At 50.0% G+C, this 22,813-nt stretch carries 22 protein-coding genes; 14 read left to right on the top strand and 8 right to left on the bottom strand.

The genetic code is table 11. The features are described 5' to 3' along the window. Positions 1–34: 34 nt before the first annotated feature. Both DEV76_RS08910 and holA read left to right on the top strand, forming a co-directional pair. A complete protein-coding gene (locus DEV76_RS08910) occupies positions 35–760 on the top strand; it encodes a ribonuclease H-like domain-containing protein (RefSeq protein ID WP_109697317.1) in 726 nt (241 codons plus the stop codon). Positions 761–781: 21 nt separating this feature from the next. Next, positions 782–1,780, top strand: a complete 999-nt coding sequence (gene holA / locus DEV76_RS08905; protein ID WP_109697315.1) for a DNA polymerase III subunit delta — start codon at positions 782–784, stop codon at positions 1,778–1,780. On the opposite strand, the gene DEV76_RS08900 is transcribed toward holA, so the two are convergent. Beyond that, entirely contained in the window at positions 1,769–2,701 is a 933-nt protein-coding gene (locus tag DEV76_RS08900) for a bifunctional riboflavin kinase/FAD synthetase (RefSeq protein WP_109697313.1), read from the bottom strand. The genes holA and DEV76_RS08900 overlap by 12 nt on opposite strands. A 96-nt stretch (positions 2,702–2,797) precedes the next feature. On the opposite strand from DEV76_RS08900, the gene DEV76_RS08895 reads away from it, so the two are divergent. After that, entirely contained in the window at positions 2,798–3,976 is a 1,179-nt protein-coding gene (locus DEV76_RS08895; RefSeq protein WP_109697311.1) for an AIR synthase related protein, read from the top strand. A gap of 263 nt (positions 3,977–4,239) precedes the next feature. On the opposite strand, the gene DEV76_RS08890 is transcribed toward DEV76_RS08895, so the two are convergent. From DEV76_RS08890 to DEV76_RS08880, 3 genes are all read right to left on the bottom strand, one after another. Beyond that, positions 4,240–5,061, bottom strand: coding sequence for an energy transducer TonB (locus DEV76_RS08890; RefSeq protein ID WP_232826920.1), 822 nt, complete (start codon positions 5,059–5,061; stop codon positions 4,240–4,242). Positions 5,062–5,547: 486 nt separating this feature from the next. Then, positions 5,548–6,855 (bottom strand): M56 family metallopeptidase, encoded by a 1,308-nt coding sequence (locus tag DEV76_RS08885; RefSeq protein ID WP_109697307.1) that lies wholly within the window; start codon positions 6,853–6,855, stop codon positions 5,548–5,550. Next, positions 6,852–7,223, bottom strand: coding sequence for a BlaI/MecI/CopY family transcriptional regulator (locus DEV76_RS08880; protein ID WP_109697305.1), 372 nt, complete (start codon positions 7,221–7,223; stop codon positions 6,852–6,854). The genes DEV76_RS08885 and DEV76_RS08880 overlap by 4 nt, the downstream gene beginning before the upstream one ends. Positions 7,224–7,487: 264 nt before the next feature. Between DEV76_RS08880 and DEV76_RS08875 the strand changes: the two genes are divergently transcribed. The 3 genes from DEV76_RS08875 (at position 7,488) to DEV76_RS08865 (ending at position 11,007) form a co-directional block, all read left to right on the top strand. Next, complete coding sequence (locus DEV76_RS08875; RefSeq protein ID WP_109697304.1) at positions 7,488–8,180, top strand: cell division ATP-binding protein FtsE; 693 nt, start codon at positions 7,488–7,490, stop codon at positions 8,178–8,180. Between the two features lie 113 nt (positions 8,181–8,293). After that, the gene (gene rpsO / locus DEV76_RS08870; RefSeq protein WP_109697302.1) at positions 8,294–8,566 is read left to right on the top strand and encodes a 30S ribosomal protein S15; all 273 of its coding nucleotides are present in this window, start codon (positions 8,294–8,296) and stop codon (positions 8,564–8,566) included. A gap of 86 nt (positions 8,567–8,652) precedes the next feature. Continuing rightward, entirely contained in the window at positions 8,653–11,007 is a 2,355-nt protein-coding gene (locus DEV76_RS08865; protein WP_109697299.1) for a polyribonucleotide nucleotidyltransferase, read from the top strand. A gap of 86 nt (positions 11,008–11,093) precedes the next feature. Here the strand turns inward: DEV76_RS08865 and DEV76_RS08860 are convergent, their stop codons facing one another. Then, on the bottom strand, positions 11,094–11,669 hold the full coding sequence (locus tag DEV76_RS08860) for a hypothetical protein (RefSeq protein ID WP_109697297.1): 576 nt from the start codon (positions 11,667–11,669) through the stop codon (positions 11,094–11,096). Positions 11,670–11,771: 102 nt separating this feature from the next. Here DEV76_RS08860 and prmA point away from each other — a divergent pair, with 102 nt between their 5' ends. From prmA to DEV76_RS08845, 3 genes are all read left to right on the top strand, one after another. Next, positions 11,772–12,593, top strand: a complete 822-nt coding sequence (prmA, locus tag DEV76_RS08855; protein WP_157962791.1) for a 50S ribosomal protein L11 methyltransferase — start codon at positions 11,772–11,774, stop codon at positions 12,591–12,593. Between the two features lie 118 nt (positions 12,594–12,711). Next, positions 12,712–13,356, top strand: coding sequence for a glycerol-3-phosphate 1-O-acyltransferase PlsY (gene plsY, locus DEV76_RS08850; RefSeq protein WP_109697292.1), 645 nt, complete (start codon positions 12,712–12,714; stop codon positions 13,354–13,356). 136 nt (positions 13,357–13,492) lie between these two features. After that, complete coding sequence (locus tag DEV76_RS08845) at positions 13,493–14,293, top strand: M48 family metallopeptidase (RefSeq protein WP_109697290.1); 801 nt, start codon at positions 13,493–13,495, stop codon at positions 14,291–14,293. Positions 14,294–14,370: 77 nt separating this feature from the next. On the opposite strand, the gene DEV76_RS08840 is transcribed toward DEV76_RS08845, so the two are convergent. Further along, positions 14,371–15,240, bottom strand: coding sequence for a transglutaminase-like domain-containing protein (locus DEV76_RS08840; protein WP_109697288.1), 870 nt, complete (start codon positions 15,238–15,240; stop codon positions 14,371–14,373). A gap of 44 nt (positions 15,241–15,284) precedes the next feature. Next, positions 15,285–17,636, bottom strand: coding sequence for a type I DNA topoisomerase (gene topA, locus DEV76_RS08835; protein WP_109697286.1), 2,352 nt, complete (start codon positions 17,634–17,636; stop codon positions 15,285–15,287). 210 nt (positions 17,637–17,846) lie between these two features. Here topA and DEV76_RS08830 point away from each other — a divergent pair, with 210 nt between their 5' ends. From DEV76_RS08830 to DEV76_RS08810, 5 genes are all read left to right on the top strand, one after another. Continuing rightward, complete coding sequence (locus tag DEV76_RS08830; protein ID WP_109697284.1) at positions 17,847–18,608, top strand: Rossmann-like and DUF2520 domain-containing protein; 762 nt, start codon at positions 17,847–17,849, stop codon at positions 18,606–18,608. A 70-nt stretch (positions 18,609–18,678) separates the two neighbouring features. Then, positions 18,679–19,200: a KdsC family phosphatase gene (locus DEV76_RS08825; RefSeq protein ID WP_109697726.1), complete on the top strand. Its 522-nt coding sequence runs from the start codon at positions 18,679–18,681 to the stop codon at positions 19,198–19,200. A 27-nt stretch (positions 19,201–19,227) separates the two neighbouring features. Next, a complete protein-coding gene (locus tag DEV76_RS08820; RefSeq protein ID WP_109697282.1) occupies positions 19,228–20,169 on the top strand; it encodes a geranylgeranylglycerol-phosphate geranylgeranyltransferase in 942 nt (313 codons plus the stop codon). Position 20,170: 1 nt separating this feature from the next. Beyond that, on the top strand, positions 20,171–20,740 hold the full coding sequence (locus DEV76_RS08815; RefSeq protein ID WP_109697280.1) for a Maf family protein: 570 nt from the start codon (positions 20,171–20,173) through the stop codon (positions 20,738–20,740). 127 nt (positions 20,741–20,867) lie between these two features. Next, positions 20,868–21,674: a hypothetical protein gene (locus DEV76_RS08810; RefSeq protein ID WP_109697277.1), complete on the top strand. Its 807-nt coding sequence runs from the start codon at positions 20,868–20,870 to the stop codon at positions 21,672–21,674. Between the two features lie 242 nt (positions 21,675–21,916). On the opposite strand, the gene DEV76_RS08805 is transcribed toward DEV76_RS08810, so the two are convergent. Further along, on the bottom strand, positions 21,917–22,813 hold the full coding sequence (locus DEV76_RS08805; RefSeq protein WP_109697275.1) for a hypothetical protein: 897 nt from the start codon (positions 22,811–22,813) through the stop codon (positions 21,917–21,919).

Below are 22,813 nucleotides of genomic sequence, written 5' to 3'. Positions count from 1 at the left end.
TTTAACTAAATTACACGCTTTAAAATTACAGGCTTTGTTATATACCGTTGCGCTCGACCAGTTATTACTCCTGGATATTGAAACCACTCCGCTAACACCTTCGTTGGATCAGCTTTCCGCCGAATTGAAAGCGCTCTGGCTGGAAAAGAATGCAAAAACTTTGCCAGATTCTGAAGATCCTGCTGCTGACTACTTCGAAAAAGCCGGGCTCACCGCAGAGTTCGGGAAGATTGTCTGCATTTCTGCCGGCTTCTTTTTTACGGAAAACGGTCAGTATCAATTACGTATAAAATCATTTTATGGAGACGATGAAAAGGAGCTGCTCGCCGGCTTCCTCGACACTGTTGCCAGATTTCACCAAAAAATCCAACGTTTTCAGTTCGCCGGTCATAACATCCGCGAGTTTGATATTCCCTATATTTGCCGCCGCGCAATGATTAATGGCCTCATGCTTCCGGCTCCCCTCCAGCTGCACCAGTATAAACCCTGGGAACAGCCCCTCCTGGATACCCTCCAGTTATGGCGGTTCGGGGATTTCCGGAACTACACCTCCCTTAAACTGCTCGCCGCCGTACTGGGCATACCCACTCCTAAAGATGATATAGACGGCAGCCAGGTAGGGAAAGTGTACTGGGAAGAAAAGGACCTCCGCCGCATCGTGGAATATTGTCAGAAAGATGTACTCACCGTGGGCCAGCTCCTCCTCCGCTTTAAGGGCCTCCCCCTTATGGATAAAGAAGGCGTGGAAGTAGTTGCTTAACTGAATTGAAAAGAAAGGGTTATGGATTATCAGGACATTATTAAAGATTGGAAAAGCAATAAATTCAAGCCATTGTACTGGCTCGAAGGGGAAGAGGATTTCTTCATAGACCAGGTGGTGAATTACGCGGAGCATAACCTGCTTTCCGAAGCGGATAAAGGCTTCAACCTCACCGTTCTCTATGGGAAAGATACCGATTGGGCTACCATCGTTAATGCCTGCCGCCGCTATCCCATGTTCGCAGACCGCCAGGTGGTGATCCTCAAAGAAGCCCAGGCCATGCGCGACCTCCTGAAGTTAGAACCCTATATCGATAAACCCCTCGAATCCACCATATTCGTGGTGGCACACAAACAGGGCAAGCTCGACGGCCGCTCCAAAATGGCCAAGCTCGTTAAAGAGCGCGGGGTAATGCTCTCCACCAAAAAACTCTACGATAACCAGATACCCCAGTGGGCGGAAGCCTACGTCCGCTCCCAGGGCCTCGCCATATCAGAAAAAGCCTGCATTATGCTGGCAGATCATATCGGGAACGATCTCAGCCGCATCGCCAACGAGATCGAAAAGCTCATGGTGAACCTCCCCGAAGGCAAAAAGATCGATGAAGCCGATATCGAAAAGTATGTAGGCATCAGCAAGGAATACAACGTATTTGAACTGCAGAACGCCGTTGGCCAGCAGGATATGGCCAAAGCCATGCGCATTATCCACTATTTTGCCGCCAATCCCAAAGCAGCGCCTATCCAGGTTGTCATCCCTTCTTTATACGGTTACTTCTCCAAGATCAATCTCCTGTTTGGTGCCAAAGGCGGGGAAAAGGAAATGGCCGCAGCACTGGGTGTGCACCCCTTTTTCCTGAAAGATTATACTGCCGCAGCCCGCAAATTCGGTCCGGATGGAACTGAGCGTGCCATACTCCTGCTGGCGCAATATAACCTGCGCAGCATCGGTATCGGGGACAGCGGTAATGAAGACGGTGAATTGATGAAGGAGCTGGTATACAGGATATTAAGGCCTTGAGGCAATGGCCCGGGCCTGCTCCACGTCGTTTTTCATCTGAGCGATGAGCGCTTCCACATTGTCGAACTTCCGGTCTGACCGGATGAAAGCCAGAAAATCGACCCGGATGGGCGATCCATATATTTCCCTGTCAAAATCGAGGATAAATACTTCTATGCGGAGCTCCGTACCATTGAAGGTAGGGCGGGTGCCGATGTTGAGCGCGCCTTTATGCAGGTGCCCGTCTCCCGTATCCACGGTAACGGCATATACACCCTGTGCGGGTATCAGCTTACGGTAATCGTTCAGTTGTATGTTAGCGGTAGGGAAGCCCAGCTGGCGGCCCATTTTATCGCCATGTACCACAACGCCGTTCAGGAAGTAGGGATAGCCGAGCAGCTCACTGGCCAGCGCCACATCGCCTTCCTGCAGGCTTTTACGGATACGGGTAGAGCTAACAGCGGCATGGTGGATCACCTGTTGGGGGATCTCAAGCAGCTGGAACCCATATTTCTCCTGCTCTGCTTCCAAAAGCTCCAGCCCGCCTTCGCGGTTATGACCGAAACGGTGATCGTACCCGATAATGATGGTATGCGGACGGAAGGTGCTGATCAGGAAATCTTCGAGGTAAGCCGTGGCTGACATTTCTGAGAACTCCCGCGTAAAAGGTACCACCACCAGGTGATGGATGCCCCAATGGGCAAGGAGGGAGATCTTTTCTTCGAGCGTTGTGAGCAGCCTTACGGATTTGTCGCCCGCCAGCACTTCTCGCGGATGGGGATCGAAAGTAATAATAACCGTTTCTCCGTTGCAGGCAGCCGCTGCCTCCTGCAATTGCTGCAGAATGTGCTGGTGGCCGGTATGGACCCCGTCGAAAGTACCGATCGTGATGACGGCGTTCCGGAATGCGGGTAAATTATTTAATTGGCTGTGGACCTGCATGGTTAAACGATCATATTTGCAAAAACGCCGTGCAAATCTAAATGTTTTGACGGGATTACAATACTTTTGCATCTTAATCGCAAACAAAGCACTACCGTGGACCAGAACCTTTACGCCAAAAGAGGCGTTTCCGCCGGCAAGGAGGATGTGCACAACGCCATCCGCAATATCGACAAGGGATTATTCCCCCAGGCCTTCTGCAAAATCATCCCCGACCTGCTGGGGGGAGACCCTGAGTGGTGCAATATCATGCATGCAGACGGGGCGGGCACCAAATCCTCCCTCGCATACGCTTACTGGAAAGAAACGGGCGACCTCAGCGTTTGGCGCGGCATTGCGCAGGACGCGATTATCATGAATACGGATGATCTCCTCTGCGTGGGCGCTACAGACAATATCCTACTGTCGTCCACCATCGGCCGCAATAAAAACCTCATCCCCGGCGAAGTAATCGCTGCTGTAATCAACGGTACGGAAGAAATCCTCGAAGAGCTCCGCTCTTATGGCATGGGTATCTACAGCACCGGCGGCGAAACTGCTGACGTGGGCGATCTGGTGCGCACCATCATCGTAGATTCTACCGTTACCGCACGCATGAAACGCGCTGATGTGATCTCTAACGACCGCATTCAGGCCGGCGATGTAATAGTGGGGCTCGCCTCTTCGGGTCAGGCTTCCTACGAACGCGAGTACAACGGCGGTATGGGTTCCAACGGCCTCACTTCTGCGCGTCACGATGTTTTCAATAAAACCGTAGCATCCAAATACCCTGAATCCTTTGACCCCGCCATTCCGCAGGAACTGGTGTTTTCCGGTAAAAAGGCATTGACGGATATGGTAGATATTCCGGGTGTGGGACAAATCACCGCCGGTAAACTGGTACTGTCTCCCACACGTACCTATGCACCTGTGATCCGCCACATCCTCGAACAGTTCCGCCCGCAGATACATGGTATGGTGCATTGCAGTGGTGGTGCGCAAACCAAAGTGCTGCACTTCATCAACAACCTGCATGTAGTGAAGGATAACCTGTTCCCTGTTCCTCCGCTGTTCCAGCTCATCCGTGAGCAGTCTGGCACCGAATGGAGAGAAATGTACCAGGTGTTCAACATGGGGCACCGTATGGAACTGTATGTACCCGGCGAAATTGCGGAAGACATTATCCGCATCAGCCAGACCTACAACATCGAAGCGAAGATTGTAGGAAGGGTAGAGGAAAGCCCGGAGAAAAAAGTAACCGTGAAGAGCGAGTACGGTACTTTCGAATACAAATAACCAGATTGAAGTATACAGCAGAAGCCGGCGGTCCGTATGGGCCGCCGGCTTTTTTTGTGAAGTATTGTGGGCAAGAGACTTTCCTTTCAATCAGGATGCCTGATGCTTGTTGTTTTGTGTTCATTGCTGCACAAAGGATATGCGGGTTCTCAGTACAGATGCAGTATTGGTACAGTATTGGTACAGTACGATTACAGCGCGATTAGAACGCTATTGCAGCAGGTTTAGCTTATCGTAATAATGCTTAAACTGTATTTGCAAGGCTAATCCATTGAGAAGCGGATGGGTAAAGTGTAAAGCGTTTTTTCCGCTTTGCCTTTTGATGTACCGGGTATCCAATTGGGCATTAATCTCACCACACGCAGCGCTTCTTCTTCCAATCCAAAACCTATGGGTGCGCTAAGGATTTTATGATCTTCCGTTTGTCCGGTTTCTGAGATCGTAAACCGGACAAACACAGTGCCCGATTTTTCATGCGCCAAAGCTTCCTCCGGATATTTCATGTGCTGCTGCAGAAATGCGCGAAGAGAATCTTCGCCGCCAGGGAATCTGGGCTCTGGAGGAAAGCAGCAGATAATATCACTGTATGGGATTTTGGGGATTTCCATAGGTTCAAAGTCCTCAGCAATAACCAGTGAGTCTTCCAAAGGAGTGTCTAAACTGATGATAGATGGGCAATAATGGCTTTTTGAGCGCGGCAACAAAATGCTATGGATATGTGAAGAAGTGCTCCAGCTTACATGAAAATAATCAGGAGGGAGATCTGTCTGTTTCGCACTGCTTTGTACATAACAGGGAATTGACACTACCATGTTTACCACGGAAGCATATTCATACCCTTCGAATACAGGGGCTTCCCATAAAGTCATTTTACGGCTTACACGAAGCACTTCGTCTTCCAATCCGGTGTCATGGGGGCAACTACAAACCCGCATGTTATGAATGCTTCCTTTTTTATCCAGATAAAAGCTAACCGTAACGTTCCCGCCTGCACTTTCCCTGATCGCTTCCGCCGGATATCGGAAATGCCGGATGAAGAAGGCGCGGAGGGAATCGGGCCCGCCGGGATACACTGCTTCCGGCATACGAGGGGCATCGTAGGCAATTGGCGCATATTCCCTTGAAGCAGTATTCCTCAATTGTATTTGGATGTAGGATGCTGAATTACTCCGTAGCAAACAGGAGGAGGTGATCAGTATACAGGCAATAGGGAGGTACCGGTGCATCATAACGGATGTGCTTTCAAAATAGATGCTCCTGTTCAGCATTTCCATAATGGCACAAAAGCCCCTTATGAGGCAGGTTCAGGTAATTCTGCCTAATACCTAACCCGCCCTAAACCCGGATATATCCCGGGGATAAGCCGTAGATAAGCCGCCTCTATATAGGGGCGGCTTATGGGCGGGATATGGGCGGCTTATAGGCGGCTTAAGGGCGGCTTATCTCTTATTAAAACAGGGAGTTGTTCTGCAGTTAGGCCGGAGTAAAGGGGGGGCTTCCCGGTAATGGCTGCCGGGCATAAAAAAGGCGCCGCATTGCTGCGGCGCCGGGGAATATGAAGTGAAATCAGGTTAACATTCCTTGTTTTTGCCGGGCCAGTAAGATTGCTCAACGGGCCAGAAAGAGGTGGTTTTGCTGGTTTCATCCTCCTGCAGCGTATAGCGGATGGGGATGTTGAACAATACATCCACTTTTCTGCCATTCTGCACGCCGGGTTTCCATTTGGGCATTTCACGCACCACCCGGATGGATTCTTCTTCAAGTCCGGAGCCTATTTTGTCGCCAACCGTCTTTACTTCATCGATGCTGCCATCAGCACGGACAATGAATGTTACGAAGATGGTGCCGGAAACGCCATTCTCAACGGCATCTTCAGGGTATTTGATGCTTTCTGACAGGTATTTGTTCATGGCGGTACTGCCACCAGCGAAGGTGGGCGGTTGCTCTACCTCCGTGAAAATTACGTTGCTGGGGGTGTTCAGGACCTGCTTTTCCTGTGCGGTGATGTTGGCTTCATCTTTTTGAACACAGGAAACTGCGAAGAGGAGCCCGGCTGCGAGGGGGAGCGCCATCAGCTTGCGTGCGGCGGCATAACGGGTACGGGTGTTGCGGGTGAGCATCATGATTCTGCGTTTTACAGGAGGTTGGGAAAAATGGTGAATGAATAAATGGGCGGAAGGAGCGTGGAGAGCCTGGCGCAGGAGGTTTTCAGCATATTCGGCAGACTGGCCGTTGCCAGCCGGCACCTCATCGGCTTCAAACTCATGAACTACCGACAGTTCCTTTTTTACAAAATGAAAGAACGGGTTTACCCAGCAGATGGCCGTTACCAGTTCCATGAAAAGGGTATCCCAGCTGTGGCCTTTGCGCACATGCACCTGCTCATGCTGGAGCATATGCCGGCTTTCCGGGGAATGTTGCTCTGTGCCGGGGTTCCAGAATATGAAACGGAAAAAGCTGAAGGGCGATGGAACGGAAGGGTGGAGAACGAGGCGGTAATTAGGTCCTTCCTGCATTCGGCCTCCGTGGATGAGGCGGCGCAGCTGCCAGATGGCATATCCGAAACGTACCAGCAGCAGGATAGCTATGGCCGCATATGCAACGTAAGCCCATTGCAAAGCAGTGAAGCCTGAGCCCGGGGTATTGTTGCTGACTTCAAAGGTTGCGGCGGAATAACTGAACAGCGCAGCAGAGTCAGGCGTGCCTCCCGGCAGGGGGATGCGCAGCAGGGGTAATAAAAGACTGACACCGGTAAGGCCCAGCAGGTATACCCTGTTCCAACGGTGCTGGCGCTGGTTACGGAGCGCCACGCAGTAGTAAGCGAACAGTATGCCGGAGCATACGGCAGCTTTCAGGAGATAAATGAGGATCGGGCTCATGATTCCTTGTTTTTGGATTTGCGGATTTCCTCCAGCAGGTGCTCGAGGTCGTTAACAGACATGTCTTTTTCCTTCACGAAAAACGAAACGAGGTTGGAGAACGAGCCGTCGAAATAGCCTTTTACAAGATTTTTAACGGTGCGGCTGCTGTATTCATCCTTAGTAATAAGCGCATGATACTGGTGGCTTTTGCCAAAGGCCTTGTAGTCTACAAATCCTTTATCGACCAGGATCTTCACGAGTGTGGAAACAGTGTTGTAATGCGGCTGCGGCTCCGGCAGCACGGTAATAATGTCTTTCACGAAAGAAGGGCCCAGTGCCCAGAGGGCCTGCATAATCTGTTCTTCCGCTTTTGTCAGTGTTTTCATTGTATCGCTGTTTTATTTGGCGGGGTGCGCTGTCTATGTATTTTGGTTGTTTCCCTGTCCCGCCTCCAGGGTTTAAAAAGTAGCTGTGAATGTCCCTGATTCCTTGTCTGGTCTTAGTTTGGTCGTCTCAATTTCTGGTAGTTGCTCTATGCTTTTACGAATGTAGAACTATTTTCTTAGTTTACAAACTAAATTTATAGTTAATAAGGGATGTGGGTCATTGACAAGGATTTAATTATTTTTGGATTTTAAAACAGGAAATTAATGGCCGATCAACCGATAGTACAGCTGACGAATGCGAATATTTACCAGGGGAGTTCTCTGATCCTGTCCGATGTGAACATTTCGATCAACAAGGGCGAATTTGTTTATCTGATCGGGAAAACGGGCACGGGGAAGTCGAGCCTGCTCAAGACGTTGTATGGCGATTTGCCGTTGCGTGAGGGGAGTGGCCAGGTGGCGGGGTTTGATTTAACGAAGATGGACTGGAAGAAGGTGCCTTACCTCCGCCGGAACCTGGGGGTGGTTTTTCAGGATTTTCAGTTGCTGACAGACCGTACGGTGCATGAGAATCTGAAGTTTGCCCTGAAGGCAACGGGTTGGGCTGATCAGAAGCAGATAGAGGATAAGATAGCGGATGTGCTGGAGAAGGTGGGTTTGGCAACGAAGGGTTTTAAAATGCCATATGAGTTATCGGGCGGGGAGCAGCAAAGGGTGGATATTGCCCGTGCGTTGCTGAACGGGCCGAAGCTGATTCTGGCGGATGAGCCTACTGGTAACCTGGATCCTGAAACGTCTGACGGCATTATGCAGTTGCTGTTCCGCATTTGCCGGGAAGATGGAACTACGATCGTAATGGCGACGCATGATTATATTGTGTTGCAGAAGTTTCCGTCGCGGGTACTGCGTACGGAAAACGGTCAGGTTACTGACAATGCAGCAGTAAATTTTGTATAGATAAAACATTGGTTATCAGTAAAGGTGTTCCTAATAATTCTATTTGGAACTTGCCATATTACTTCTTACCTTTGCACCGGAAAAATAGCGAGTAATAATTTATTTTATCAAAGATGTCTTACTTAACTTTAGAAAAGAAAGCAAATATTTTCAAGGAATTCGGTGGTAGCGAAAAGAACACCGGCTCTGTGGAAGCGCAAATCGCCCTTGTAACTGAGCGTATCAACAGCATTTCCGCTCACCTGAAGCAAAATAAAAAAGACTTCTCCACTCACCGCGGCCTGATGAAGATGGTAGGTCAGAGAAAGCGTTTGCTCTCTTACCTGTCTAAAACCAACCTCAGCGGCTACCGCGCCCTCATTGAGAAGTTAGGTATCAGAAAATAATCCGAATTTATTGATAGCGCTATTCCCAACTATTCTGGTTGGGAATAGTTTTTTTGTATGTGTACCTTATTAATCCTCACACAAGTATGAATCTCACACCTACTTCGGTTAAATTTGATATAGGCGGAGGTCGCGAAGTGACGATCGAGACCGGCAAGATGGCCCGCCAGGCCGATGGAGCCGTGACCGTTCGCTGCGGAGACTGTATTCTGCTGGCTACGGTGGTGGCCAATAAAGAGCCCAAAGCCGGGCAATCTTTCTTTCCCCTCACCGTAGACTATCAGGAGAAATTTGCATCTGCAGGTCGTATCCCCGGTTCCTTCTTCAAACGTGAAGGCAAGCTGAGCGATTCTGAAGTGCTTGTTTCCCGACTCATCGACCGTGCCCTGCGCCCCCTGTTCCCCGATGACTACCTTTGCGATGTTCAGGTGCTGGTAACCCTCATCTCTTCTGATAAAGAAGTAATGCCCGACGCTCTTGCCGCACTGGCAGCGTCTGCAGCTCTCGCCGTTTCCGACGTTCCCATCCAGGAGATCATCTCCGAAGTGCGTATCGCCCGTGTAAATGGTGAATTCATCATCAATCCCTCCCGTACACAGCTCGCTGAAGCCGATATGGACTTCATCGTTGCCGCTACAGAGAAAAATATCATGATGGTGGAAGGCGAATCCAAAGAGTGTCAGGAAGAAGACCTGGTAAAGGCCATCGAACTTGCACACGACGCCATCCGCATCCAGGTAAAAGCCCAGGAAGAACTCCGCGGTCTTATCGGTAACCCCGCCAAGCGCACCTTCAACCTGCCTTACGCCAACGAAGAACTGAAAGCGAAAATCGATGCCTTTGCTTCCGGCAAAATCCTCGAAGTTTCTAAATCTGCCCTCGGTAAACACCAACGCAGCGAAGCTTTCAGCAAAATAGAAGAAGAACTGAAAGAGCACCTCGGCGAACTCCCTGAAGAAGACGCCCCGCTCGTAGGTAAATACTTCCACAAACTGGAAAAAGAAGTGGTGCGTAACATGATCCTCGATCAGTCTGTCCGTCTCGACGGCCGTGTACTCGATCAGGTTCGCCCCCTCGCCATGGAAGTAGACCTGCTGCCCAGCCCTCACGGCTCCGCACTGTTCACCCGCGGCGAAACGCAATCCCTCACCACCGTTACCCTCGGCACGCCCGATGACGAACTGCTGGTAGAATCCGCCGCCGTTTCCAACTACGTTAAATTTATCCTCCACTACAACTTCCCTCCCTTCTCTACAGGAGAAGTGAAAATGATGCGCGGCCCCGGCCGTCGCGAAGTGGGCCACGGTAACCTGGCAATGAGATCCCTCCGGATCATGATGCCCGGCAGCGATTACGCTTACACCGTGCGTGTAGTTTCCGATATCCTCGAATCCAACGGTTCCTCTTCCATGGCTACTGTTTGCGCTGGTTCCCTCGCCCTCATGGACGCTGGTGTTCCCATCCCCAAACACGTATCCGGTATCGCAATGGGCCTCATCTCCCGCGCTTCCGATGGCAAATGGGCCGTACTGAGCGACATCCTCGGCGACGAAGATCACCTCGGCGACATGGACTTCAAAGTAACCGGTACCCGCGATGGTATCTGCGGTGTGCAGATGGACATTAAGGTAGACGGCCTCAGCATGGATGTTATGCGCGCTGCGCTTGCACAAGCCCGCCAGGGCCGCCTGCACATCCTCGATGGCATGTACAACACCATCGAAACTGCACGTCCTGAACCGAAACCGCATGCTCCACGTATGGAGAAACTGATCATCGACCGCGAATTCATCGGTGCCGTTATCGGACCCGGCGGTAAAGTGATTCAGGAAATCCAGCGCGAAACCGGCACTACCATCAATATTGAAGAAGTTAACCAGCATGGTGAAGTTTCCATCTTCGCTACGCAGAAAGAAAACCTCGATAAGGCAGTTGCATGGGTGAAAGGCATCGTTTCCCAGCCCGAAGTTGGTGAAGAATACGAATCCGTAGTAAAAAGCGTAATGCCTTACGGCGCATTCGTTGAATTCCTCCCCGGCAAACAAGGCCTGCTCCACATCTCTGAAGTTTCCTGGAAACGTCTTGAGACAATGGACGGCGTGCTGAGCGAAGGCGATAAAGTGAAAGTGAAACTGGTAGGCACCGATCCTAAAACCGGTAAGTTCAAACTGAGCCGCCGTGTGCTCATGCCGAAACCCGAAGGTTATGTAGAACGCCCCGAACGTGAAGAACGTGGCGATCGTGGTGACCGCGGAGATCGTCGTGATCGTGGTGGTGACCGTGGAGACCGCCGTGGCGGTGGAGACCGTGGCGATCGTCGTGATCGTGGCGACCGTCCCGACCGTGGTGATCGTGGAGACCGTAATGACCGCGGGCCCCGTCCTTCCCAGTCAGAACAGAACGAAGGTCCTGAACTGGGCCCCGTTTTCGACGAACAATAATCGTGTGAATAGCTTACATAGAAAATGCCCCCGGTGTATAACCAGGGGCTTTTTCAATTATATGAGGCAGTGTCTGCAGTTTTCGTTTAGCGCCCTGCGTTATACACCTGTTCAATAAACACCTCGCTCTCGCGCCAGAGTATCTTGCCCTTCTCCAGTTTGAAGATCCGGAAAGATTTACCGTTTACATCTTCATAATCCAGCTTGTAAAGCTTCACGCGTTTGTTGGTAGAACGGTCTACCACCTGCACCTTGCCGGCCTCCAAAAGGTCGGGGATGATCTCGTCGATATAAGGGAGGATAATACCTTCATTGTCGTTCCAGAAAAGCGTGATCTTATCCGTGCTGTAACTAAGTGGATTGGCTTTGGAGGCAGTCCAGAATTTGCTGGCAAGGCTATAGTGGCGCTGCACTTCTTCAGGGCTCAGCGGGCTGAACTGGATGTTGCGGAACACGGTTTTGTTGTAGGCTTTCTGCACGAGGAGGGTGTCCAGGTTTTTGAAATAGTCCTCAATATCAAGCTTGTCGATGATGAGAACGGCATTGGGCACCTGGTAGAAAACGGAGTCCTTTTTCTCGTATTCGTGCGGGATGATGGTAGACTGTGCGGATGCATGGAAAGCACCGCCCAGCAGGGCTGCGAAGATGATGAGCTTTTTCATAGGATAAGGTTATATTTAATAAATATCAAATATAAATACAGCATGGGACATGACCAAGGAAATTTGGGTCAGGCAGCGGAAAAATGTCGTTATCTTGCGGCCATGTCTTACATCGCGATTACGATACCCGCGCCACAGGAGCTGCGGGATGTGTTGGTAGCTCAGCTGAGCGACATGGGTTACGAAGGGTTTGAAGAGCGGCCTGATGAACTGGTGGCGTTTATACCGGAAGCAGATTTTGAAGAAAACAACCTGGCGGGCCTTGCAGGCTCTCACGGTTTGGAATATACGAAGGAGACGATAGAACAAACCAATTGGAATGCAGTGTGGGAAAGCAGTTTTGAACCGGTGACGATAGGTGACTTCTGCGGTATCCGTGCTGGTTTCCATGCTCCGATGGGAGATGTGGTGAAGCACGAGATAATTATCACACCCAAGATGTCGTTCGGAACGGGGCACCACGCCACTACCTGGTCGATGGTGTGGCTCATGAAGGAATTGGATTTCAAAGGGAAGAAAGTGTTCGATTTCGGGTCGGGAACAGGCATTCTGGCGATCCTGGCAGACAGGTTGGGAGCAGCAGAAACGCGTGGTATCGATATTGATGCCTGGGCAGTGGAGAACGCAGAGGAAAATGCGGGAGCGAACGGGGCGAAGAACGTGCATTTTGCACAGTCAGATACCCTGGAAGGAGAGGAGATTGGTGCGTACGATATACTCCTTGCAAACATCAACCGTAACATATTATTAGCGAATATGGGGAGCATGAAAAGAATGCTCAAAAACGATGGTATATTGATTTTGAGTGGTATATTGCAAGAAGACGAACCTGCAATTGTAAAGGCTGCCCTGGCAGAGGGGCTGCGTCCCGCGGAGCGGGCAGAGAGGATGCACTGGCTTGCGCTTTCATTCTATGCTGGCTAATGTGGAAAAAATTACATATTTTAATTACTGATTTCAGAGTAATTAACTTATTATTGCAGTGAAATTTACATTCATTTTAACACATTAATTGCTAACTTAGCATTTCTAACTTATTGTGATGACAGAATTATTGCTAATACTCGGTGCCTATCTGATTGGCTCTTTTGCAACTGCCGTGTGGGTAAGCAAGGGAGTTTTCGGTATCGACATCCGCGAGCACGGTTCTGGTAACGCCGGCGCCACCAACACTTTCCGGGTACTCGGTCCTAAAGCCGGTACATTCGTGATGCTGGTGGATATGCTGAAAGGCGTACTGGCTGTCAGACTTGCCTATTTGATCCCTACTTACGATTCTCTCGAGCAAATGATTAACCTGCAGGTAGGCCTTGGCCTTGCTGCTGTTGTTGGGCACATTTTCCCCATTTGGGCAGGTTTCCGCGGGGGGAAAGGTATCGCCACCCTCTTTGGAATGGTACTTGCCATCCAGCCGCTCGTAGCCCTTTGCTGCGTAGGCGTATTCCTTATGATCCTGTTCCTCACCCGTTACGTATCGCTGAGCTCTATCCTTGCCAGCATCGCGTTTCCGGTATTGATTCTCTTCATCTTCCGCGAACAGGAAATCTATTACCGCATTTTTGCCATCGCCGTGGCAGTAATGGTTGTTTTAACACACCAGAAGAACATTGTACGGCTGATCAGTGGTAACGAATCCAAGGTTCCTCTCTTCAAAAACAGAAAAAACAAGCACGGGAACGACCTCTAGTTCCTGGTTTCTGTAAATCCGGCACAACGATTGTACTCTTTAAGGAAAGTGGTAATTTCGCCGCAACAACCGTTCGCATGAACGTGTTAATGTAATGCGCAGCGATTGTATCCTTTCTACTAAACTATTACACCCGATGAAAAAAATTGCGTTGTTATTGGTTGCCGGAACCGGGCTGATATATGCCTGTTCAAGAGTGCCTATCACAGGCCGGAGCCAGTTAAACCTCATTCCCGAAGCCACCATGCAATCCATGGCCCTCCAGGAATACCGGACCTTCCTTTCCCAGAACAAAGCCGTAGCAGCCACTGCCAGCAAAGATGCTGAAATGGTACAGCGTGTTGGCGGGCGTATCGCTAAAGCGGTTACCACCTACATGACCCAGAACGGTATGGGCAACGAAGTAGCCAGCTACCAATGGGAGTTCAATCTCGTTAACGATAAACAGGTAAACGCCTGGTGCATGCCCGGCGGCAAAGTAGTGGTATATACCGGCCTGCTGCCCGTTACCCAGAACGAAACTGCACTTGCCTGCGTTATGGGCCACGAAATCGCTCACGCTATTGCCCGCCACGGTAACGAGCGTATGAGCCAGGGCCTCGTAGCACAGGGTATCCAGATTGCAGGCGCCGTTGCCCTCAATAAGAACCCCCAGGCGCAGAACATCTTCATGCAGGCGGTAGGTGTGGGCGGTCCTCTCGGTCTTATGGCTTATGGCCGTCAGAACGAGCTGGAAGCTGACCACCTCGGCATCATCTTCATGGCTATGGCTGGTTACAACCCGCAGGAGTCTATCAGCTTCTGGAGCCGTATGGCTGCAGCAAGCGGTGGACAGAAGCCCCCTGAACTGCTGAGCACCCACCCGAGCGATGATAAGCGTATCGAACAGCTGAGGGCTAAAATGCCGGAAGCAATGAAATACTATACTGCACGCTAACACGAAAGCATTTCATATAAAAAAAAGCGGCCCCGGTATAACCAGGGCCGCTTTTTTATTGGCAGTAATATCATTGTTTAATCCAGTATCCGGGCAAGGTTCTGCAACTCGTCGTGCTTGTACTGCTCCTTATCGTTCCGGAAGCATTTGGCAGTTTCTTCCAGCAGGAACTGGATGACCCTTGCGTTGCTCTGGGGCTTATAGAAGTCGGGGTTTACCGGTACATTCACCCGTTTCAGGTAAGTATCCACATCCTGCTGTGTGTAAATCTGCCCCTGAATGGGGTCGATGAAGAAGAGAATGCGGTAATCTCCCGGATCGGCCGGCTCTGTAAAATCATAAAAGGTATCGAAATACGCGAGAATGAATTGCCGGGGGATGTTTACGGCATACACCGGCAGGTCGAGCATAGCGCATAACGCCTGGTATATGATGCCGTTGGTAAGCGGGTTACCTTTGCGCGACTCGATCACCTGGTTGAGGAAAAACTGGTTCTTACGCTGGTAGCTTACTTCTTCCCCTTTCAGTCCGAAATAGTTATAAATCATGCTGTTGAGCACATTGATCTGCTCCAGCGGGGTAAGGTAATTATTGAGTTCGAGCCAGATGTTACGTTTGATGCGGTCTATTTCAGTGTGTACCTGCTGCTCGGTGAGGTCCGGATACTGGTACCTCGCAGCGAGCAGGGCGCCCCGGATCAGCTCTTGTGAACCGGCAGTATGCCATACCCTGAAAGCTTCCTGCAGGTCGTGATAATGGACGCGGTGTATCAGCATCTCAATCCTTTCCTGGATATTTTCATCAACCGTGGTTTCCCACAAATGCTCCAGGTTGGGGATGATCTCTTTTCCATACATGAGGATCTTACTGGCCACGGTGTCAAAAACTTCCTGGTCAGGATCGTCCAGCAGATGGAATAGCGCGTTTATTTCCCTTGTTTCGTGCAATGGATTGTGTTAAGGATTCTTGTCTTTAAGTTACGATTTTTTGGCTAGTCCGCTTTCTTTTTGCGGGGCGGCGCCTTCTTCTTCGGCGGGTTGGCTTTCAGCTCTTCAATGATGGCTTTAGCCTCTTCCACAGTGATGTCGGCAGCAGTATCGTGTTTCTCTTTAGGAAGTTTATAGTTGCGTAAACCTACTTTTAAGTAGGGGCCATAAGGGCCTCTCAGTACCTGGATCTTTTCCTTCTCAAATACCTTGATGGTACGTTCGTCTTTAGCCGTGCGTTTCTCCACAATCAGTGGCGCCACTTCTTCCAGTTCCACGGTGTAAGGGTCCATTTCTTTTTTAAGGGAATAGAACTTCTTATCGTGTTGTGCATATGGGCCGAACCTGCCAATGTTCACGGATACTTCGGAATCTTCGAACATACCGAGTACACGGGGGAGGCGGAAGAGGTCCATGGCTTCTTCGAAACTGATGGTTTCGATGCTCTGGGTTTGCTTCAGTTTGGCGAAACGGGGCTTCTCCTCGTCCTCTACCTTGCCGATCTGTACCATGGGTCCAAAACGTCCCATACGGGCGGTAACGGGCTTACCGGAGGCAGGGTCTTCACCGAGGTGGCGCTCTCCCTTCACTCTTTCCGCCTTTTCGAGGGTTTCCTCTACATTATGATGGAAAGGTGCGTAGAAGTCCTGCAGCATATTGCTCCATTTCTTCTTACCACCGGCAATTTCATCGAACTCTTCTTCGATACGGGCCGTAAAACCATAGTCCATTACCCGGTCGAAATATTGTTTGAGGAAGTCGGTCACCAGCATACCGAGGTCGGTAGGGAACAGCTTGGATTTTTCCGCGCCTGTATTTTCCTGGTCGGTGACTTTACTGATCTGATCATTTTTGAGCCAGAGGATGCGGAAATCCCTCTTTACGCCTTCCTTATCACGTTTCTCCACATATCCGCGTTTCTGGATGGTGGTGATGGTGGGTGCGTAGGTAGACGGGCGGCCGATGCCCAGTTCTTCGAGCTTCTTCACAAGGCTGGCCTCCGTATAGCGGGGGGCAGGGCGGGAGAAGCGCTCAGTGGCTTTCATTTCCTTCAGTTCCAGTACCTGCTTAACGGCCAGAGGGGGCAGTACGCCTTCCTGGTCGTCTTCTTCCGCGTCTTCATCGTCACGGCTTTCCATATAAACTTTCAGGAAGCCGTCGAATTTGAGTACTTCACCGCTGGCGATCAGCTCTTCGTGATTGGTAGAGATATCGATCTTGGCGATGGTTTTCTCCAGTTCGGCATCCGCCATCTGGCTGGCGATGGTACGTTTCCAGATAAGCTCATAGAGGCGCTTGGTATCGGAATCCTCTACCGTGGCGTTCTCCATATATGTAGGGCGGATGGCTTCGTGGGCCTCCTGCGCGTTTTCGTTCTTGTTTTTGTATTTGCGGGATTGATAGTAGCGGTCGCCCCAGTTTTTGTGGATGGCTTTGCTGATATCTTCCATGGCTGTGTCGGACAGGTTTACCGAGTCCGTTCTCATGTAGCTGATCTGCCCGGACTCATACAGTTTCTGTGCGAGGAGCATTGTTTTGGACACGCTGTATCCCAGCTTACGGGAGGCTTCCTGCTGGAGGGTGGAAGTGGTGAACGGTGCTGCGGGGGATTTTTTCCCGGGCTTCACGGTCACATCTTTCACGGTATAGCCTGCACCCACGCACTGGGTAAGGAACTTCTCGGCGTCTTCAGCGGTCTTAAAGCGGGAGGGGCCTTCGGCTTTGAAACCGATGGTACGGCCCTGGATGTCTTTAGACAGGAACCAGGCCTCCACTTTAAAGCTGCTAACGGTCTCAAACTGGTTGATCTCGCGTTCGCGCTCTACGATGAGGCGGACAGCTACGGATTGTACACGGCCGGCAGAAAGGGAGTTGCGCATGCTCATCTTACGCCATAAAACGGGCGACAGCTCAAAACCAACGATCCTGTCAAGGATACGGCGGGCTTGCTGGGCATTCACCAGGTTCATGTCGAGCAGGCGGGGCGTACGCACTGCTTTTTCAATGGCAGGCTTCGTAATCTCGTGAAATACAATGCGTTTGGTAGAAGATGGATCAAGGCCGAGTACTTCGCAAAGGTGCCAGGATATGGCCTCCCCTTCACGGTCCTCATCCGTTGCCAGCCAAACCTCGTCAGAGTCTTTCACCAGTTTTTTTAATTCCTTGACAACCTTTTCCTTGTCTTCCGGTATTATATACTTTGGCTTGAAATTATTCTGAATGTCGATTCCCATGTCATCTTTCTCCAGGTCACGGATGTGACCAAAGGAAGATTTCACTTCAAAATCCTTTCCTAATATTTTTTCAATGGTTTTCGCCTTTGCCGGGGATTCTACAATCACGAGATTTTTAGCCATGAACGCCTTTTTATTTCTGTAATTACGCCAAATTTGTACAAATATTACAAATCCGAATGGTGCAATTATATAAAAGTAGGTTGATATAAAAAATAGATAAGGTTAAATACTTGATTTATAGTAGTCAACAGACGCCATATTATTATATTATCTCCTTTTCGCCGAAAGACGCTATTATTACATATCCATTTTTAATATTATTAAACCGCCATGGACATTGTCATCATCGGATCCGGAAACATAGCCCACTGCTTTGGCCATTTCATGAAACTTCACGGTCACCCCGTTAAGCAGGTCATCAGCCGGAATAAGGATAATGCCAGGGCATTAGCCGAATCCCTGGGAGCCGATTTCTCGGCAGATCTCATGGATATCCACATGGAAGCCGATATTTACCTCCTGGCGGTGGGAGATGATGCCCTTGCCGAACTGAACAACGATCTTCGCCTTGGCCGCCGCATCGTGGTACATACTGCCGGAGCCGTACCCCTGTCGGCCATCAGCAACATCTCTGTCAATACCGGCGTACTATACCCGCTCCAGAGCATCCGGAAGGAGAATAAAAGCTACCCCGAGATCCCCCTGCTGCTGGAAGCCTCTTCCGAAGAAGTACAGAAACGCCTGATGGCCCTGGCCCAAAGCATCAGTGGTTCCATTTCCGTTATGGACTCCGCCCAAAGGCTCCAGATGCACCTGGCGGCTGTATTCTGTAATAATTTCACCAACCACCTCATCGCCCTCGCCAAATTCTACTGTGTAAACGAAGGGCGTGATTTTGGGCTGCTGACACCCCTCATACGGGAAACCTTTCAGCGGCTCGATAAGTTTCCCCCGGAGAATGTACAAACCGGCCCGGCTGTCCGGAACGATGAAAAGACCATGGCCCTGCATGAATCCCTGTTGGTGGATTACCCGTCCATGGCCCAGATCTATCCGCTCCTGTCGGAAAGCATTCATCAGTTCCACAAATGATTGGCCGTCTCCCGATTAACAGATATTTTTGCGCACCGGCCCGGAGCCGGGCAACGCAGAAACGACAGCTATGAACGTATTGGAACACTTCTCCCGCATCCGCACATTTGTATTCGACGTAGACGGCGTGCTGACCGACGGCACCGTCCAGCTCCTGCCCGGTGGCGAACAGAGCCGGAAAATGAGCATACGCGACGGGTATGCATTGCAGCTTGCGGTAAAGAAGGGCTATCGCCTCGCCATTATTTCCGGTGGAAGGTCGGAAAGCGTGGTAAGCAGGCTTAACGGATTGGGTATCACCGACGTATATACGGGTGTGTCTGATAAGGTAGACCGTCTCGAAACCTATGTACTCATGCACGATCTCAAATGGGATGAAGTCCTCTTTATGGGAGATGATATCCCTGATTACCGTGCCATGCAGCTGGTAGGCCTGCCCGCCTGCCCGGCAGATGCCGCACCTGAGATCAAATCCATCAGCAAATACATTTCCCCGGTAAACGGCGGCGCAGGATGTGCCCGCGACGTGATCGAGAAAGTACTGAAGCTGAATGGCGACTGGCAGCTGGACGAAGGCATCAGCGCGAAATAAACCACTACTCCATATATAAAGCAACATATGACCCTCATAGCAGCTTTTTTCAGGATGATCCGGTATCCCAACCTGATCTATATTGCCCTCACGCAATTGCTGTTGCAGTTTTGCGTAGTGGCCCCCGTGCTGCAGAAAAGCGGGCTGGAGCCCTCCCTTTCCTGGCCGCATTTCGTGCTGCTGTGCATCTCCACCCTCATGGTGGCGGCAGGCGGCTATATCATTAACGATTACTTCGATATCAATATCGACCTGGTTAACAAGCCGGAGAAAATGGTAGTGGAAAAGATCATCAACCGCCGCTGGGCTATGGCCTGGCATACCATGCTCAACATGGCAGGCGTATCCATCGGTTTCCTCGTGGCCTTTAAAATAGGACAGTTTTACCTGGGCTTCATCCAGGTGATCTGCACCATGCTCCTCTGGTTTTACTCCACTTCCTTCAAGCGCCAGGTGATCATCGGCAACGTGGTCATCTCCCTGCTCACGGCATTGAGCGTGGTAGTGGTAGGGTTCTATGAGAAGCAGATCTATGAAAGCTTCGAAGCCATACTGTCTCCTGCAGGCCGTAAACTCATACAGATCATCGGTATTTACGCCCTTTTCGCCTTCCTGCTTTCCATGATCCGCGAGATCGTGAAAGATATGGAAGACATGATCGGCGATAGTAAAGACGGCTGCCGCACACTGCCCATCGTTTGGGGTGTGAAGAAAACGAAGAACTTCACCATGGTGCTCATTACCGTTTTGGAAGTGCTGTTGCTGATCCTGATGGCGGTAACGTTTATGCGCGGGTGGTATGCAGCGGTGGGCTATGTAGGCCTGTTCGTACTGTTCCCCCTGGCCTGGTTTATCCAGAAGCCGCTGTCGAAGGCTTACCAGCCGGAGCATTACCATTCCATTTCTACCTGGATCAAGATTGTGATGCTGACCGGCATCCTGTCCATGGTGTTCTTTAAAATCATGTAAGATGTATTCCCGCAAACCCGTTATACTTGCCAGCCAGAGTCCCCGCCGCGCACAGCTGCTGGAGCAGGCCGGTATCCCCTTCGAAGTAAGAGTAAGTGCTGCAGATGAATCGTGGCCCGATGGCATGCCTGTTCCCGAAGTGCCGGAACACATTGCCCGGCAGAAAGCCAAAGCAGTACAGGAACATTATTCGGCAGACGATATCATCATAGCTGCAGATACCATTGTGGTACTGGATGGTAATGTGATCGGCAAGCCGGCAGACCGTGCCGATGCCATTAATATCCTCAGCCGCCTGAGTGGCCGTATCCATACCGTGATTACCGGTGTGGTGATTGTCCGCAACGGGGAAGAACAGGCATTCTCTCAAACTACGGAGGTGCATTTCAAATCACTCACCCCTGAGCAGATCGCCTATTATGTCGACAACTACCAGCCTTACGATAAAGCCGGAGCCTATGCTATCCAGGAATGGATCGGGGCAGTGGGGATCGCAGGTATTAACGGCGACTTTTATAATGTAATGGGGTTGCCGGTGAGTGAGGTGGCGGAGCGGTTGGCTGTGATGTGATTAATCTACCCAGGTCACTGCCTATAAATAGATTTGATAATTTCATTATATTTACCCCCGGTAATGCAATAAACTGACCGAAGAAACCGTAGCACCTGAAAATCGCGTTATTGACAATCAAACACCTATGAAGAAAATGCTACCCGCAGCGCTTGTAATGGCGCTAACGGCATGCAGTAAAAAGGATGCACCTCAAACACCCCGCCCTGCCGAACCCGTCTGGAAACTGACGGAAATAGCAGGAACCGGGCAGTCTACCGTTTTCCACTACAACACCACCGGCGAGCCCTCAGCTTATGTGTCCACCACCACTTCAGGAAAAGACTCTGTGGAAGTGACCTGGAACAATGGCCTGCCACATCGTACCTACTTCTTTTTCTTTCTGCAAAAACGGGTAGACAGGTCGTTCGTTTATTCCGCCAACCTGCTTTCCCGTATCCAATACTATAATTTCGATCATCTGGGGCAGTGGACCGTCACCGACTACGACTCACTCGTATACAACGGTAACCGGCTCTCAGAACTCCATGTCATAAATGGGGGTGCGCGTAACCAGTTCTATGCGCTCACCTGGGAAGGGGAGAACATCACCCGCTGCGACAGCTACGACATCAACGGCGACTTGAAAATACTGACTGAAACCACCACTTACTCGTATAACGATCAGCCTTCACTGGCACGTTCCTTTCAGCCCTGGTTCTTTTTCATTTATGCAAAGCAATATTTCCCAGCACTCAGCCATAATGAACTGATCCGGGAAGAACGGAAGTCGGCCACAGGGGTACTTCGCTGGCGGAATACATACGGACCATCTTACCTCACAGGCGGCAGACTGGAAAGAATGACCCGGCTAAGTGAGGATTTCACTTCCCCCGCTACTGAAAACACTGCGAAAGATTATATGTATCAGAAAATACCCGGTACCAAATTTTAGCATTTTTCTAGTTCCTTGAATAGCAACAAAGATTCGCTGATTTATATCCACAAATCCCAATGTACTTATAAGCCAAATTTCATGGACCAGGCACTTCGTCCGAATGTTTTAAGGGCAATGGGGCAGGTGGAGAAAACAGAGCATCTCAGCGAACATATCATTTCTGCTGCCCAAGCAGTAATAACAGAAAAAAGAAAGGGAAGCATTTCATGATGCTTCCCTTTCTTTTTTCTGAACTACAGTTATTTTTTACTGTAACTAAATTCATGAACATAATAGTAGGAGGGGCTTCCTGGCTCCTTATGTAAGGTTCGCTTTTTCGTTACTTTAACTGGAAGACCCTCTGTATTGAATACCCAGATGAAATCAGTGGTTACCGGAATGGTATAATCCATGTCTACTTCTTCCTTTTTCAGCATCAGCTCGGCACTGAACATTGAAACATCAGACCAGCTATTATAAGAAAACCACTTTTGCATAGCTATGCCCGTTCCAGAGTAAGGGTTTACTTTTCCTGCTGTATAGGTATGTCGTAAAGAAAACCTGCGAATAGTATCCCTTCCGGTTGCTGCTTCGCGATAATAATGGGTCTCTTCCCTGATGTTAGATTTGTCCCAGTAACAACGGATATAACCAAAACTTTGGGTGGGGCTAATATAAGTTGTATCCCCCAGGTACATCGGTTTATTACCTTCGAAGATATATGTAAATACATTCGGGGTGAAAATATTTAAAGTATGGACAGCCAATTTAAGCACATTACCATTTTTAGTAAATAGATAATTGGTACTAATTCTGCCATCAGGTTCCCTATAAAGCATTTGTTTCAATTTGCCCTCTTCATAGAAGAACCTGTTGATGTACTTCGTTGTATCACTATGCAGGGCTTTGGTATGGAATGTAAGGCGATCGAGTGTGCCGTTGGTGTTGTACAGATAATGTAGTGTGTCTCTCCGGGTGTTATTGGGATCGTACATAACTTCATAATCCAGCTGATAAGCGGGTTCCAGGGGATCTATGATGGGTTTTGGGTCCTCGTTGTTGTCTGATGAGCAGGCTGTCATTGCCAGTACAGGTATTAGCGCCCAAAGGCTTCTTGATATGCATTTGAATATGCAGGTCAGCATGTTTTCGTTCAT

This window comes from Chitinophaga deserti (assembly GCF_003149455.1).
Taxonomy (GTDB): Bacteria; Bacteroidota; Bacteroidia; order Chitinophagales; family Chitinophagaceae; genus Chitinophaga; species Chitinophaga deserti.
This window is presented reverse-complemented; position numbering and strand designations above follow the sequence as displayed.

What these genes read in the sequence shown, in the direction of transcription:
- holA (WP_109697315.1), top strand. Translation starts at nt 782, where the DNA reads ATGGATTATCAGGACATTATTAAAGATTGGAAAAGCAATAAATTCAAG.
- rpsO (WP_109697302.1), top strand. Translation starts at nt 8,294, where the DNA reads ATGTCTTACTTAACTTTAGAAAAGAAAGCAAATATTTTCAAGGAATTC.
- DEV76_RS08805 (WP_109697275.1), bottom strand. Translation starts at nt 22,813, where the DNA reads ATGAACGAAAACATGCTGACCTGCATATTCAAATGCATATCAAGAAGC.
- DEV76_RS08875 (WP_109697304.1), top strand. Translation starts at nt 7,488, where the DNA reads ATGGCCGATCAACCGATAGTACAGCTGACGAATGCGAATATTTACCAG.
- DEV76_RS08815 (WP_109697280.1), top strand. Translation starts at nt 20,171, where the DNA reads ATGTATTCCCGCAAACCCGTTATACTTGCCAGCCAGAGTCCCCGCCGC.
- DEV76_RS08825 (WP_109697726.1), top strand. Translation starts at nt 18,679, where the DNA reads ATGAACGTATTGGAACACTTCTCCCGCATCCGCACATTTGTATTCGAC.
- DEV76_RS08860 (WP_109697297.1), bottom strand. Translation starts at nt 11,669, where the DNA reads ATGAAAAAGCTCATCATCTTCGCAGCCCTGCTGGGCGGTGCTTTCCAT.
- DEV76_RS08830 (WP_109697284.1), top strand. Translation starts at nt 17,847, where the DNA reads ATGGACATTGTCATCATCGGATCCGGAAACATAGCCCACTGCTTTGGC.
- plsY (WP_109697292.1), top strand. Translation starts at nt 12,712, where the DNA reads ATGACAGAATTATTGCTAATACTCGGTGCCTATCTGATTGGCTCTTTT.
- DEV76_RS08820 (WP_109697282.1), top strand. Translation starts at nt 19,228, where the DNA reads ATGACCCTCATAGCAGCTTTTTTCAGGATGATCCGGTATCCCAACCTG.
- topA (WP_109697286.1), bottom strand. Translation starts at nt 17,636, where the DNA reads ATGGCTAAAAATCTCGTGATTGTAGAATCCCCGGCAAAGGCGAAAACC.
- DEV76_RS08810 (WP_109697277.1), top strand. Translation starts at nt 20,868, where the DNA reads ATGAAGAAAATGCTACCCGCAGCGCTTGTAATGGCGCTAACGGCATGC.
- DEV76_RS08890 (WP_232826920.1), bottom strand. Translation starts at nt 5,061, where the DNA reads ATGCCGGAAGCAGTGTATCCCGGCGGGCCCGATTCCCTCCGCGCCTTC.
- prmA (WP_157962791.1), top strand. Translation starts at nt 11,772, where the DNA reads ATGTCTTACATCGCGATTACGATACCCGCGCCACAGGAGCTGCGGGAT.
- DEV76_RS08885 (WP_109697307.1), bottom strand. Translation starts at nt 6,855, where the DNA reads ATGAGCCCGATCCTCATTTATCTCCTGAAAGCTGCCGTATGCTCCGGC.
- DEV76_RS08865 (WP_109697299.1), top strand. Translation starts at nt 8,653, where the DNA reads ATGAATCTCACACCTACTTCGGTTAAATTTGATATAGGCGGAGGTCGC.
- DEV76_RS08900 (WP_109697313.1), bottom strand. Translation starts at nt 2,701, where the DNA reads ATGCAGGTCCACAGCCAATTAAATAATTTACCCGCATTCCGGAACGCC.
- DEV76_RS08880 (WP_109697305.1), bottom strand. Translation starts at nt 7,223, where the DNA reads ATGAAAACACTGACAAAAGCGGAAGAACAGATTATGCAGGCCCTCTGG.
- DEV76_RS08845 (WP_109697290.1), top strand. Translation starts at nt 13,493, where the DNA reads ATGAAAAAAATTGCGTTGTTATTGGTTGCCGGAACCGGGCTGATATAT.